This window comes from Bordetella sp. 02P26C-1, assembly GCF_009763255.1.
GTDB lineage: Bacteria > Pseudomonadota > Gammaproteobacteria > Burkholderiales > Burkholderiaceae_B > Bordetella_A.
The window spans coordinates 243,145-257,433 of sequence record NZ_WSJB01000032.1 but is presented as its reverse complement, the minus strand read 5'-3'; the positions used below and the strand labels follow the sequence as shown (position 1 = coordinate 257,433).

Genomic DNA, 14,289 nt, shown 5'->3' with positions numbered 1-14,289 from the left:
TCACGCATCTGCAGCCTGCGATATCGTCTTGCAACTTAATATTTCCGTCTATCGGATTGCTGGCGTCTGTTATCGGATTCGCGATATTTTTTCGTCGGGCCACAACCGATCCGATAAGATCTGCGCTCTCGTCGCTTGGGCCGAATCCTATGATCGTCACGCTGTTTGAACAGGTCCCGTTTGAGCGCTTTAGCGTCGTCGACACGGACGACCTGGACGAGGCGCGATCGGAAATTGGCAAGGTGCTGACCGCCTATCAACTGCAAATCCATCGGGGACGCGTGCAGCATTGCCGCATGGATCTGGTACCCAGCGGCAAGCTGGCGCTGTTGAAGCTGCGGCCAGGTTTTGGCGCTGAAATCGGCATCGACCTCGAGACGCAGTGCCTGGAGGACTACTACCTTTTAGTGGTGCCGACGCAAGGGAGAGCCGTTTTTTACTTCGATGGCGCATGTATCGACGTATCGCCGCAGAGACTGTTTCTCCTAAGCCCCGGTCGTCCGTTTCGTTTTAACGCCAGCGCCGACTACGAACATGTATTACTGCGGGTCGATCGACGCGCGATTGCCCAGGCATGGTGCCGCTTAACGGGCCATGAACAAGCGCCTGCAATACTCTTCGATGTCGTGGTTGCGCCTCATACGGCGGGCTGGCAGGCCATGTTTCCTATGCTGCAATGGGTGGTCAGGTGCGCGGGCCAAAGCAATGGACGCGCTGTTTCGGATACCTTATTGGCGCAGACGGAATCCTTACTGGCGACAACGCTGTTGCTACATCAACCGCACAACATGGCAACACTGTTGTGGCCCGCTCCGCCGCCTGCGTTGCCCAAGGCGATTTGGCGCGCGCAGGACTACATGATGCGGCATCTGGGAGAGCCCATGCCGGTATCCATGATCGCGGCGCATTGCGGCTTGTCGGTCAGGCGTCTTCAAGCCTTGTTTCGAGAGTCTTGCGGACAGTCGCCGCTGCAATGGTTGCGTATGCAGCGTCTGCAAGCGGTACGTCAGCAATTGCTGCAGCCGGAACGGCCCGCGAAAGTGGGAGAGCTTGCGTTACGGTTCGGGTTTAACCACCTCGGGGACTTTTCGCGGGCCTATCGCGAAGCGTTTGGCGAAACCCCTCAAGCCACGCACCGCGCCTAACGCGAGTACTGCATCTGGTTCGTAGCGCAAGGCGGTCGCGCACAGTCAAAGCCGGTTACCAACGACATTTTCGTGTGTCAACGCCCCTGATTGGCCGCACAAACCCCGGACTTTCCCTTGTTTCTGACAATTGCGGCTTTCGTCAAGCGAAATTTTACAGTATGCTCATTTGTATACAGATCGTTATGCAACTTAAATATACAGTCAGGACGTCGGATGCAGCTTTTACCGGCCTTGCCTACAGGGGTGAATCTGGATCATGTCGGGCTATTTGCCGATGATCTGAGCCACACAGCACGGCAATACGAGGCATTAGGGTTTCTCCTCACGCCACAGTCACAACATTCCCGTCCCCCCACCCCTGATGCCCCGATATCCCTGCGCGGCACTGCCAACCGCTGTGCAATGTTGCAGCAGGGCTATATCGAACTGTTGGGCGTGGTCGATCCGGGGCTGGACACGCTGGGTGTACCCGAGGCGCTCGCACGTTACGAGGGCCTGCACATCCTGGCATTCGGTTTGCGCGATGCCGATACCGAGCAGGCCAGATTGAAAGCCACTGGCTTTGAACCTGGCCGTACGATCCTAGAACGGCGCGTCGATCTGCCCGACGGCAGCGACGTCGCGCGATTCATCCAGGTGCGTCCCGACGCCTCGCAACTGCCAGAAGGGCGCGTGTTCATGCTGCAGCACGAGACGCCGGAACTGGTCTGGCAGCCGCGATACCTCACGCATCCGAATACCGCCATTGCACTGGCGGAAACCACCGTCGCCGTATCGAATCTGGACGAAGCGGCTGCACGGTACGAACGTTTTCTAGGCTGCGCAGCGCAAGCAGGGCCGGGATATCGCCTGTTCACTCTCACTCACGGCGCATTGCGCCTGGTGACCCCCGAGTACTTGCACGCAGTGGCGCCCGATGCGCGCGTGCCCGCATTGCCGTTTCCAGCGGCATGCACCGTGACCGTGGCCAGTCTGGAACGCGCGGTCACGCACTTAAACGCGCATGCAGTGCCGTTCCAATCCTGTCCTGGAGGCATCCGCATCGCGCCCAAGAACGCGGGCGGCATGACGCTCGTTTTCCAAGAATCCATCTAGTCATTTGAGTAGCAACACCAGGGTAGCGCGCGCTGACGCGCATTCCCTCATCTTTGGAGTTTGCATATGAAAGCAGCACAAAAATCGCGCCGTTCATTCGCGCGCTTGGCCGCGTTGAGCCTGTTGTCTGGTGCCGCGTTGACCGCTACGTTCGGTGCGCGCGCGGAAACGGTGAAGTTCGCCTTTCCCACGAACATCAACCTGTCGAACGCGCCGTTGTTGATGGCCAATGGCATGGGCTACTTCAAAGACGAAGGCCTGGACGTCGAAATCATGTTCTTCCAGGGCTCGTCGGTGATGATGCCCCAGCTGACTCAAAAGAACATCACCTTCGGTTGGATGAGCCCGGAGTCGTTGATCTCCGGCGCGCAGCCCGACCGCACGCGCCTACCGGTCAAGCTCTTTTATAACGGTATCTATCTGTCGCCCTACGAGATCGTGGTCAAGGAAGACAGCCCCATCAAGCAAGCCTCCGATTTCGCCGGCAAGAAAATCGGTGTGGGTGGCATGACCTGGGCCAACATTCCCATTACCAAGGCCATCATGAACGACGCCGGCTTGCAAGCCGGTAAAGACTACGAGCTGCTGCCCGTCGGCGTGGGCGCCAGCGCGTTTCGCGCGTTGGAAGACGGCTCGATCGCGGGCCTGAACCTGTTCGACACCTTCCATGGCCAGTTGGAAAACAACGGCACCAAACTGCGCCGCGTGCCAGTCGAGGACAAGTACCGCAAACTCTTTTCCAATGGCTGGCTGGCCCACGAAGACACATTGCGTGATAACCCCGAACTGGCCGTCAAGTTCGCGCGCGCCGCCGCCAAAGGCGTGGTCGCTTGCCAAGCCAACGTAGAAGCCTGCGTGAAAAACTTCTGGGCGATGTATCCCAACACCAAGCCTTCCCAAGGCACCGAAGAGCAAAAACTCGCCGACGCCGTACGTATCGTAGAGATGCGCCTGGCCACCATGATCCCGGCCGAGGGCCCGGCACAAATGGGACGCTATACCCAGCAATCGCTGCAAGACTATGCCAAGGTTCTGCACCAAGGCGGCCTGTTGTCGACCACCGATCTGCCGCTGGATACGCTCTACACCAACGAGTTCGTCGATCGCATCAACGACTTTGACGCCCGCGCCGTTGCAGCGCAAGCAAAGGCAAAATGATGCAAGCACGCGCGCAGGTAACGCCTAACGCTATTGACGTTGGGAATGACAGCACACCCTTGGTTTCCACGGAAAACCTGAGCGTTATCTTCCGCGGTAGCCGTGGCAGCGTCACGGCGCTGCAGGATATCAACGTGTCCGTAGGACGCGGCGAGTTCGTGTCGGTGATTGGGCCTTCAGGCTGCGGTAAATCGACACTCACCCGGGTGTTTAGCGGGTTGTTGAAACCCACGCACGGCACCGCCTATCTGAAGGGTGCGAAGATCGATCGTCCGCGCGGTGACGTGGGCATGGTGTTCCAGCAGGCAAACTTGCTGCCTTGGAAGACCGTGTTGGACAACGTGCTGGTGCCTGCGCGCGCGCTGCGTCAAGACATCTCCAAGGCGCGCGAAGCCGCGATGGATCTGCTGCGTCTCGTGGGTCTTGAGCGCTTCGCGCATAACTATCCCAGCGAACTATCCGGCGGGATGCAGCAACGCGTCGGTATTGCGCGTGGGCTGATTCATAATCCGGATCTGCTCTTGATGGACGAGCCGTTTTCGGCACTCGACACCATGACGCGGGATCACATGAGCCTGGAATTGCAGCGCATCTGGATGGCGCGCAAGACCTCGGCGATCTTCATCACCCACAGTATCTCGGAAGCCGTATTCCTGTCCGATCGCGTACTGGTCATGTCGGCTCGCCCCGGCACTATTGTCGAAGACATCAAGATCGATCTGCCGCGTCCCCGCACGCTGGAAACCATGGCTTCGCCCGAGTTCGCCGAATACTGCCTCGTGCTGCGTCGGCTGTTCGAGCAACTCGTGCATTTCAATTAAGTGAGCTCACTCATGTCGAACAAATTGAAAGCCATCGGCTATCCCATCGTGACCGCGCTGGTGCTGATTGCGATCTGGATCTGCGCGGTCGATGTATTCAAAGTGCCGGACTATCTGATTCCCGCACCACGCGCCGTGTTGGGGACGCTCTACACCGGGTACATTGAAGGCAAGTACTGGCCGGATTTCTTCTTTACCCTCCGCAATACGGTCGTGGGCTATGCCAGTGGCGCTTGCCTGGCACTGGTACTCGGCGCTTTCGTGGCGGAATCGAAAACGTTCGAGCGTTTTTTCTTCCCCTACATCGTCGCGCTACAGGCCACGCCCAAGGTTGCCATCGCGCCTTTGATCCTGGTGTGGTTTGGCTACGGCATGGCGTCCAAGGTGGTGCTGATCGCATTGATGACGTTCTTCCCGGTCTTCATCAACACGATCACCGGGCTGCGTCAAACGAATGCGGCCATGCTGGACCTCATGCAAGTCTGTTCCGCATCCCGGCTGCACGTCTTCCTGAATGTGAAGCTGCCGTCCGCAGCCGGTCACATCTTTGCCGGTCTGCAGATCTCGGTGGTGTTGAGCCTGATCGGCGCGGTGGTGTCGGAGTTTGTCTCCTCCAGCAAAGGGTTGGGTTATCTGATTCAGTCGGCGTCAGTAAACATGGACGTGGCGACGATGTTTGCCTGCCTCTTTAGCCTGATCGCCATCGGCGTGACCGGCACGCAGCTCATGAGCGTGTTGCACCGCCGTCTCGTGTTCTGGGAGCGCAACAGCTCGCAGACGCTTTCTACACACTGATTACACAAGACGATCGCGATGGAATTTCACGACTGTTACGCCACCACCTTTGAAAGCGCGCGTCAGCGCTTTCGTGCCGCTGCGACCGAACACGGCGCTAAGCTGTATGAATATCAACACCCTATGTCCGGGCCCAATGGCGAGACCTTGGCCGCGGATGTGGCTGTGTTCGGGCCTGCCGACGCCTCGCGCCGTCTGCTGATCATCAGCGGCACGCATGGGTTGGAAGGCTATTGCGGCTCGGCGGCCCAATTGGCCTGGATCCTGGAAGGCGGCTCGCAGGCATTGCCCTCCGATGTGGCGGTCGTCATGGTGCATGCGATCAATCCGTGGGGCTTTGCCCATGGTTCGCGCACGACGGAAAACAACGTCGATCTGAACCGCAATTTCGTCGACCACACACAACCGCATCCCGCGAACCCCGACTACGGACTGCTGCACGATCGCTTGCTGGAAAGCGAGTGGACGATGGGGGCCGTTGCGCGCGCGCAGGCCGCCATGGACGAGTATGCCGCAGCCAAGGGCTCGGATGCCTTGTTCGATGCGCTGGCTCGTGGACAGTACACGCATCCGGATGGGCTCAACTATGGCGGCACGCAGCGAGAGTGGTCGAATCTGTTGTTAGAGCAGATCTATCAGGAACACCTCAGCACGGCGAGCAAAATCGGCTTTATCGATTGGCATACGGGCGTCGGCGAATATGGCGAGCCGTTCTTTCTATGCTTTAACGACGAAGACGGCGACCTGTTTGCCCGGGCCTGCCAGTGGTGGGGTGAGTCGCGCGTACGCGGACAACGTCCGCACGGTAAAGCGCGGCCTTCCTATCAAGGCTTGCTCTTTCATGGCGTGCAGCGATTCGCCGGCGATATTCCAGTGTGTGGCGCAGTGGTGGAATTCGGCACACGCGGTTGGCATATGCGCCGCATCCTACGCTTGGATCTCTGGCTGAAATTTCATGCCACGCCGGGCACCGAACAGGCCGACATGCTGCGCGCCGACTTGATGGATGCGTTTAGCCCTGTTGATCAGATGTGGCGTGACGCGACCGTGCGGCATGCCTTGCAGATCACGCGCGAGGCAGTGGCCGGGATGGCAGACTGGTAAACAGGGGTGGGGCGGGCGCGAGGGTTTATGCTCGCGCGCACCTCGCCTTCTCCTTTGTATCAACGCTTTTAATCCGCCTTGGCATTAATCGCTTTGACGATCTCCGCCTGGCGTTTGACCTCATTCGCAATGTAGTCCCGTAGCGCTTCCGGGGTCCCACCTTCGACCGTGATTCCGCTGGCCTCCAGCCGCTCCTTGACTTTCGGGTCTTGCAGCACCTGATTGGTGGCTTGATTCAGCTTGGCAACGATTTCGGGCTTAACGCCCGCATTGGTCAGCAGGGCGAAGCACGTATCGCTCAACATTTCTGGCATGCCGAGTTCTGCGGTACTGGGCACCTGAGGCAACACCGGCGAACGTGTTTTTGACATCACGGCCAAACCTTTCGCCCGTCCATCATTGACATACGGCACCATCATCACGACCAGCGGCATCATGGAATCGAGTTGTCCCGACATCAAATCGGTGACCGCCACGCCCGGCGATGTGTATGGGACGTGCACCAGCTTCGCGCCCGATTCTTCCTGGATCATCGCGCCCGCGATATGCCAGGAACTACCCGTGCCCGTTGAACCATAGGTCAGCCCCTTTGGTCGGCTCTTGGCCAGTTCGATGTAGTCTTTCAAGTCCTTGACTGGCAGATCCTTGTTCACCGCGATGATGTTAGGCACGCAGCCCACCTTCGCGATGGGCGCGAAATCCTTTTGCGAGTCGAACCCTGGCGACTTGTAGAGCGCCATGTTAGTGGCCAAAGGGCCAGTCCAGCTCAAAACGATGGTGTTTCCATCCGCCTCCGCGCGAGCGGCTTCTGCCATCCCGACATTGCCGCCCGCACCCGGCCGATTAAACACTGCGACGGGTTGCCCCAACCGTTTGGATAATTCCTCTGCCAGCAGCCGCGCTGTAGGGTCAGAGGATCCCCCGGGCGCGGCGGGCAAGATCAATCGCATGGGCCGATCTGGCCATTCGGCGGCCGCTTGCGTGGGAACCAAGGCCGATGCTGTCAGCGTCGCTGCCGCTACGAGGAGAGCGGCTTGTGGGACCCTGCGTGGGGCGTGGTGAACTACGGGATTTTTCACACGGTTCATGGGGTTTGTCTCCTCCGGATGGACTCATTGTCCCAATTCGTTGTGCGTATCGTTTTGTTGGCTCACACGGCGATTCGATGCAGGGATACTTCAAAAGGCACCGACTTTCTGGGCACGAGCGCTGAACTCAATCCCACCACGGCGCGCACGCGCGATCCGGGCGAGGTCGTCGCCCATTTGCCGGTGCCGTAGGTGCCATTAACGGCCAGTGGGTCTACCTCGCGGCGCAGCTTCTCCGCGTCCGCGCGTGTTTCGGTACGGATGGCGATGCGCAAGACGACCTCATACGGGTCGCCGGTCCAAGCAGGCGTGGACTCGCGATGCACGGCATTGATGCCCACATAATCCATACGTATCTCTTGCGCCCGCAGACCGACCTTATCGAATCGTTGGCTCAGGATCTCTTTCGTGAGCTCTGCGCGTTCCAGCGCGCCCGGGCCGGCAAACAGCACCATTTCCTCGGTCATATAGCCCTCGGCCAACCCGATGAGTGCTTTCAGCGTATCGGTTTTCGGTCGGCCGGCGTTATCGATCAGGACTTGCACACGATCCGGCCCCGCCTGTTTAAAGGACACGCGTGTCAGGTCCGCGATGCAGTCGGGGCAATAGTAGGTCGACGGATCCTGCACCTCGTAAATCAGTTGTTCCTTGCACGTCGTTTCGCTGACCAAGCCACCGGTACCCGCCAGCTTGGTGATGAACACCGTGTCTTCGCTCACTTCGGCAATCGGTGCGCCCACGTTCGCCAGGTCGGGAACCTCTTTATATCCCGGGTCAGCGAAGTATCCACCCGTCACCTGAGTCCCGCACTCCATCAAATGACCGATGATCATGCCGCGCGCCATCGCATGGTGGTCGCTAAAATCCCAGCCGAACTCATGAGCCAGCGGCCCCAGATACACACAGGCGTCCGCGACTCGCGTGGTGATCACCACATCGGCGCCTTGTTCAAGCGCCTGTACTATCCCCTCGGCGCCCAGATAGACCTCGGCCGACAGTATCTTGTCGCGCGATAGCGAAATAGGTTCACCGTTCTCGATGAATGTCAGGCCCAGATCAGCGATCGACTGATGCAGCACGCCACCGGACACCGCAGCCACCTTCAAGTCCGGCAGGCCCAGCTCCCGTGCCAGCTCGGTGACGCGCTTGGCCGCCGCCACCGGGTCCAGCCATCCTTGATTCGTGACGATGCGTATCCCCCGGCGCTTGCAGTCGGCCAGAATCGGTCGCATCCGTTCGACAAGGTAGGGGTCATAGGGCACCGCATCCGGGCGCTCCATGCGCGCTACCTGTGCGGCGCTCATGGTGACCTCGGACATGGAGTCAAAGCACAGGTAGTCGATCTCTCCACGCGCGACCAGATCCGGGGCATGATCGAAACGATCGCGCGCCCAAGCCGCGCCACAGCCTAGACGAATTCGTTTCATGCTTTCCCCTTCGCCACCGCCACGGATCGTTCCTCCGTATCGTCGGGAACACGCACGCGCAACGTCAGCATCAAGGAAGACAGCGCCTTGCCCGATTCCTCGAACGCCAGCGTCCGGGATCGTCCGCCCTCCAGTGCGTTTTCGAAAACAAAATTCAAGGCACCGATGGCCGGCAGGGTATAACGGCGAATCGATCCCCGCGTAATCGGCCGGTAGAGTGGCGCGACGGCCTCGATTGTGACCTGCTGCTCAAGCACGGGATAAAGCGCGGGGTCGTAGGCGATCACGGAGACGTTCGAATCATTTCCTTTCTCGCCGGATCTGGCATGGGCCAGTTCGCGTAACGCGACAATCTTCATAGTTGGTCCTGTAGCCGTGGGATCACCGCCAGGCAGGCGGCCGGTGTCACTACGCAACCATCCTAAAGAGCGTCGATATATTAGTTAAATGAAATGTTCTTAAAAGTCGATAAGACTTTCTTATATATACCGGTCGGGAATGTCCCGTCTGGTTCATTTAACCGGGCAGCGTTGCGCTCCAGGCAGGCACCGCATCCCGCAAGGACTGAAGTCCCGTTTCCGCCTCTAACATTGCCAAGAACGCCTGTGTAGAAGGCGGCATGCATCGATCCTTGAGCTGAATCATGCAGAGCTCCCGATCGAAGCCTGGCGCCTCGATGGCGCGCGTGCGCAGCCGCTTGTCCTGGTCCAGATCAAAGCCACTCGCGGGCAATAAGGCCACGCCCAGGCCAGCCTGCACCATGCCGATGGCGGTGGTGTTATACGACGCCTGACACGTCGCGATGGCCACGCGGCCTTGCGCGGCAAAGGCGGTGTCCACGATGCGTCGCACGGTGCTTCCCGGGGCCGTCAGAATCAGATCGTGCCGGCTAAGCTCGTCCACATCGATACACGGCGCCTGCGCAATGGGATGCCCATCCAGATACAAAATCTGGATGGTTTCGCGCAGGAGAGGGCGTATACGCAAATCGTGCGCAGGCTGCTGCACGTCCGTGATCCCAAAATCGACCTCGCCACGTTTGACCATGCCTACGACCTGATCCCCCAGGCCATCGCTCACCACAAACGATACGCCGGGGTAATGCCGCCGAAATTCTGCCACTCGCCCCGGTAAATAAAGTGCCGCAACCGACGGTAAACATCCCAGCCTCACCGTGCCGCGACGCTTGTGCCGTAAGTCCTGCGTCGCATCCACGACATCGTCCAGCTGTTTGAGCATGGCCGAGAGCACAGGCACCAGATCCGCCGCTGCTTCGGTCAAGCGCAGATGCCTGGTTGTACGATCGAATAGCTTCAACCCCAGCGATTCCTCCAGCGATCGTATCTGTTGCGTAATCGCCGGCTGGGTACGATGCAACACCTCGGCAGCGCGCGTAAAGCTGCCGTAGCGGCTGACCGCCAAAAAAGCCCGCAGCTGTAATAACGATATGTTCGGTGAGGCAGTCATCGAAGCGAATCGGATAAGAGTGTGCCCAGGGCTGCCAGCGGTTTTAGACGGTCAACAGTTCCTTCCACTGTTTGAACGCATGATGACAAGGCTGCTTGTGCAGCGCCGGGTCTCCGTACCCCGACTCATGCAGCACGAAACGTACGCCGGCCCGCGCTGCGCATTCGGCGTCGACGGACGTATCACCAAAATAGAGGCATTCCTCCGGGCGCAGATTCAGCGTGCGTATCGTTTCCAAAAGCGGCACCGGAGACGGCTTTGCGGCCGACCAAGAATCCGCGCCGGTGATCGCGGCGAAATGCTGGCGGATGCCCAACGTGTCCGTTACCGAAACGGCATTGCGATAAATCTTATTGGTACATACCCCCAATGAGAAATGCTCGCTGCATTGCCGCAGGATTTCCCATGCGTGGGGATACAGCCGGGTGTTGGCATGCCCGCGCTCGGCATAGATGCGGTAATACGTCGCCTTCAGTTCAGTCAGATCGTCAGGGGCCGCCCAACCCATATCCCGCATGACATCGCGAATGATGCCGTCACTTGTCCCATGCAGATTTTCGGGGAAGTAATCTTGGGGGACCTCGCCATAGCCGGTCTCGCGCAACATGTCGCGCATACTGCCCACGATATCGTCCGCGCTGTCGATCAGCGTGCCATCCAGATCGAATATCAGCCCGCGCACGTCGGCTTGGCGGAACAAAGCGTGCAGCGCGCGCTGTTCAACCTTGTCCGTCGTCAGATCCGCCCGCGCGTGATCGCAGCCGGCATCGTCACCCACCACCGGGGTCGAGAAAATTTCAAGCGTGTTCATGCGCGTTTCCGTAATCCTTCAGGGCTGGCCGCGTAGCCGGTCAAAGTTCTGTCCATGTATCGCATGCGCCACGAAAGCATCTTTTGAGTATAGCGGAGCAGGGTGGGGCCATAGGCCGGGTCGCTCGCCACGTTGTTGAATTGCCCGGGGTCGCGCCGCAGGTCAAAGAACAGCGGTGGAGCATTGGTGAAATGCACATACTTGTAGTCGTGGTCGCGGATCACGCACAGCGAGCTGTCATCGATCCCCGTCCCCACGAACGACTCGGGTTGCGAATAAAAGATATTGCGGTAATCGAACTCGTAATGCACCTCCGTACGCCAGCCGGGCGGGGTCGCTCCCGTTTCGACAAAGGGCAACAAGGAATGCCCGTCGCAAGTCCGCGGTATCGGCAGGCCCATCCATTCCAATATGGTGGGCATCGTATCGATTGTCTCCGTGAATTCCCTGACTATCGTGCCTCGCGTCCCATCGGCGACCTTGCGTGGGTCGGCCACGATCATGGGAATATGGTAGCTCTCGTCGAAATATCCCAGCTTGCCCAGCAGGTGATGATCGCCCAATTGCTCCGCATGGTCGCTGGTAAAGATAATGAGCGTGTCTTCCCACTGACCCGTTTCTTCCAGGAAATCGAAGATGCGTCCCAAGTGCGCGTCGACCTCACTCATCAGGCCATAATAAGTCGCGCGCATCTGCTTGACCTCGTCGACCGACATGCGGCTGGCTACGCCTTTGCCATGGCGAAAAAAACGCTCTTTGCGTACATCTTCCAGATAGAACCCGAGCAAAGGATGTTGGGCGGCTTCCTCTTCTACCGTATCGGCCCGCAGCGGCGCCGGACAATCGCTCGGGTCATACATCTGATTCCAAGGCTCTGGCGCGATAAACGGCGGGTGCGGGCGATAAAAACCCAGATGGAGGAACCATGGTTTATGTCGCGCGCCATGCAGATACTCCAATGCGCGCTCGGCAAAAAATGCGGTGTCGGAAAATTCCGCGGGTACCCGCGACGGTTCGCCTGTCGCGTCCGTGCCGGCGCGATCCGGTTGCTGCGGCAGCCACATGTCTTCTGGCGTAGCCGGCATGTCGGGCCATTGTCGCACGACCCACGCGAAGTAAGCTTCCATCTTCAGCCCCCACGATCCCACCAGCTTCCAACCCTCCATTTCGCCTCCCAACACGCGGAATCGCGGGTCGTTCGCATCGGTATGGCGCGGGTCCGGCGTGGTCGTGGTGTAGCCCACCAGCGCTGGCTCGTACCCACCCTTGCGCGCTTCCCACGCCACGTTCGTATGACGGGCATCCAGAGGGATGGTGTTCTGCACGGCGCGATGATTCATCATGTACTGACCCGTCAACAGACTGGCCCGTCCCGGTCCGCACGGCACCGCCTGCGTGTAGTGATTGGCGAACGTCACGCCGCGCTGGGCCAGCCGCGTGATGTTTGGCGTTTTGATAGGGTGGCCCAGCATGGGCAGGGTATCCCCGCGCCATTGATCCACCACGATGAGCAGTACATTCTTGCGTGTCTTCATTTCGGTTCCTTAACGCAAAGCAGGGTCGAGCCGGTCGCGTAGCCAATCGCCAAGCAGACTCAGACTAAAAGTGGTGAGCACGATGATCAGGCTGGGGCACAGCAGGATCCATGGCGCCGATTGCAGATACTCGCGTCCATATCCCACCATATTGCCCAGGCTCGCCATTGGCGGCTGTATGCCCAGACCCAGAAACGACAATCCCGATTCCAGCAGCACGACACCCGGGAACGTGATCGTGATGTTGACGATGATCGTGCCGGCGATGTTGGGCAGCACGTGTTTGCCGTAAACCCGCCATGCCGATGCACCCAGATCGTGAACCGCCGCGGCGTAGCCCTGCTCATTAGCAGTGATCGTCATGCTGCGTGCAATCCGCGCGGCGCGTTCCCATCCATAAAACCCCATCAGGACGATGAATAGCGCAAGCGAGCTACCGAAGAACGCCAACACCGACAGGGCGATGATCATGAATGGCATGGCTGCCTGAAAATCGATAAGCATCAACACCAGGCTTTCCAGCCAGCCACGCACATGGGCGGCCATCATGCCCAACACCACACCCAACAGCGTAGATATCAGCGTCGATGCGAAAGCGATCATCAAGCTGACCTGGATGGCCGACAGGACGCGCGAATACACATCGCGTCCCAGCTCGTCAGTGCCCAGGGGATGGCTCCAATCCCCGCCAAAGAAAACCGGAGGCTGCAGGCGCGCGCGCAAATCGATCTGACTGAAGCCATATGGCATAAGCCAGTCCGCTGTGCAGGCGATAATCAACATCAGCGCAAGCCATGCCAGGCTCAGCAGCACCATGGGTGGCCACGCCTTCAGGAACGCAGCGATGTGGCTGCGCGAGCGCGAAAACGGGGCCGCGTGGGAAATAAGAGGCAGGCTCATTCGTTCGCACCATGGTGGCGCGTGCGCAGACGCGGATCCAGAATCACATACACCGCATCCACCATCAGATTGGCGATGACCATGCTAGCCGCGACGATGAACAACACCGCCTGCACCACCGACAAATCGCGACTCGTCACCGCGCTCACCAGCAGACGCCCTTCACCCGGCCAAGAAAATACGCTTTCCACCACAACGGCGCCCGCGACCAAGCCGCCCACCATCATGCCCACCAGCGTGACTGTGGGGATCGCGGCATTGGGTAGCGCATGTTGGAACACCACTTGCCGCCAGCTCAGTCCCTTGGCCAAGGCCGCCCGAATATAGGGTTGCGCCAACACCTCCACCATGGCCGATCGCGTAAAACGCGCCAGCACTGCGGCGCCACCGAAGGCGAGGGTGGCGACCGGCAACAGCGCATGCCGCCAAGTGCCATATCCGCCGGTAGGCAACCACCCGAGCGATACCGAAAACACCAGCACCAGTAGCAGCGCCAACACGAAACTTGGACAGGTGTGCCCGGCAATCGATGCACCCATCAACCATCGATCCAGCCGCGAATTGTGGTGCAGCGCCGCGTACACCCCTGCTGGAACGCCGATCAGCAATTGCAGAATAAGCGCAGGCACCGTGATCGCCAGCGTTGCCGGAACACGTTCGAGCGCCAACTGCATCGCGGGGATTTCGTCCTTCATCGACACACCGAAATTCCCTTGCAGCGCATTCAGGAAGTACCCAACGTACTGCTGCCATAGCGGTGCGTCCAGCCCCCAGGCTTTACGAAAAGCCTCCACGGCTTCGGGTGGGGCATCGGGTGAAAGAATGATTAGCGCAGGGTCGCCAGACAGTCTCAAAATGACGAACGAAAAGCTCAACACCAGCCACAGCGTGATCACCAGACGCAGGCTGCGCTCTCCCAGATAATTCAGCATCGGATTGT

The 14,289-nt window shown here is 59.4% G+C and carries 14 protein-coding genes; 6 read left to right on the top strand and 8 right to left on the bottom strand.

All coding sequences use genetic code 11. From position 1 onward, the window contains the following. Window positions 1–149: 149 nt before the first annotated feature. From GOQ28_RS17600 to GOQ28_RS17575, 6 genes are all read left to right on the top strand, one after another. Window positions 150–1,145, top strand: coding sequence for a helix-turn-helix domain-containing protein (locus GOQ28_RS17600; RefSeq protein WP_160357362.1), 996 nt, complete (start codon window positions 150–152; stop codon window positions 1,143–1,145). A gap of 216 nt (window positions 1,146–1,361) precedes the next feature. Beyond that, window positions 1,362–2,243, top strand: a complete 882-nt coding sequence (locus GOQ28_RS17595; RefSeq protein WP_160357361.1) for a VOC family protein — start codon at window positions 1,362–1,364, stop codon at window positions 2,241–2,243. A gap of 66 nt (window positions 2,244–2,309) precedes the next feature. Next, a complete protein-coding gene (locus GOQ28_RS17590) occupies window positions 2,310–3,401 on the top strand; it encodes an ABC transporter substrate-binding protein (RefSeq protein WP_160349639.1) in 1,092 nt (363 codons plus the stop codon). Further along, window positions 3,401–4,222, top strand: a complete 822-nt coding sequence (locus tag GOQ28_RS17585) for an ABC transporter ATP-binding protein (RefSeq protein WP_202109770.1) — start codon at window positions 3,401–3,403, stop codon at window positions 4,220–4,222. Before GOQ28_RS17590 ends, GOQ28_RS17585 begins: the two co-directional genes overlap by 1 nt. A gap of 12 nt (window positions 4,223–4,234) precedes the next feature. Then, complete coding sequence (locus GOQ28_RS17580) at window positions 4,235–5,017, top strand: ABC transporter permease (RefSeq protein ID WP_160357359.1); 783 nt, start codon at window positions 4,235–4,237, stop codon at window positions 5,015–5,017. A gap of 18 nt (window positions 5,018–5,035) precedes the next feature. Then, window positions 5,036–6,121, top strand: coding sequence for a M14 family metallopeptidase (locus tag GOQ28_RS17575; RefSeq protein ID WP_160357358.1), 1,086 nt, complete (start codon window positions 5,036–5,038; stop codon window positions 6,119–6,121). Window positions 6,122–6,189: 68 nt separating this feature from the next. Here the strand turns inward: GOQ28_RS17575 and GOQ28_RS17570 are convergent, their stop codons facing one another. From GOQ28_RS17570 to GOQ28_RS17540, 8 genes are all read right to left on the bottom strand, one after another. Next, window positions 6,190–7,209: a Bug family tripartite tricarboxylate transporter substrate binding protein gene (locus GOQ28_RS17570; protein WP_160357357.1), complete on the bottom strand. Its 1,020-nt coding sequence runs from the start codon at window positions 7,207–7,209 to the stop codon at window positions 6,190–6,192. Window positions 7,210–7,271: 62 nt separating this feature from the next. Next, window positions 7,272–8,636: an acyclic terpene utilization AtuA family protein gene (locus GOQ28_RS17565; protein WP_236844402.1), complete on the bottom strand. Its 1,365-nt coding sequence runs from the start codon at window positions 8,634–8,636 to the stop codon at window positions 7,272–7,274. Further along, the gene (locus GOQ28_RS18685) at window positions 8,633–8,995 is read right to left on the bottom strand and encodes an AtuA-related protein (protein ID WP_236844401.1); all 363 of its coding nucleotides are present in this window, start codon (window positions 8,993–8,995) and stop codon (window positions 8,633–8,635) included. Before GOQ28_RS18685 ends, GOQ28_RS17565 begins: the two co-directional genes overlap by 4 nt. Before the next feature lie 157 nt (window positions 8,996–9,152). Then, complete coding sequence (locus GOQ28_RS17560; protein ID WP_160357356.1) at window positions 9,153–10,103, bottom strand: LysR family transcriptional regulator; 951 nt, start codon at window positions 10,101–10,103, stop codon at window positions 9,153–9,155. 43 nt (window positions 10,104–10,146) lie between these two features. Then, window positions 10,147–10,914, bottom strand: coding sequence for an HAD family hydrolase (locus GOQ28_RS17555; RefSeq protein WP_160357355.1), 768 nt, complete (start codon window positions 10,912–10,914; stop codon window positions 10,147–10,149). Beyond that, entirely contained in the window at window positions 10,911–12,449 is a 1,539-nt protein-coding gene (locus GOQ28_RS17550; RefSeq protein WP_160357354.1) for an alkaline phosphatase family protein, read from the bottom strand. Before GOQ28_RS17550 ends, GOQ28_RS17555 begins: the two co-directional genes overlap by 4 nt. 9 nt (window positions 12,450–12,458) lie before the next feature. After that, window positions 12,459–13,349: an ABC transporter permease gene (locus GOQ28_RS17545; RefSeq protein WP_160357353.1), complete on the bottom strand. Its 891-nt coding sequence runs from the start codon at window positions 13,347–13,349 to the stop codon at window positions 12,459–12,461. Further along, the gene (locus GOQ28_RS17540) at window positions 13,346–14,281 is read right to left on the bottom strand and encodes an ABC transporter permease (RefSeq protein ID WP_160349630.1); all 936 of its coding nucleotides are present in this window, start codon (window positions 14,279–14,281) and stop codon (window positions 13,346–13,348) included. The genes GOQ28_RS17545 and GOQ28_RS17540 overlap by 4 nt, the downstream gene beginning before the upstream one ends. Window positions 14,282–14,289 lie beyond the last annotated feature (8 nt).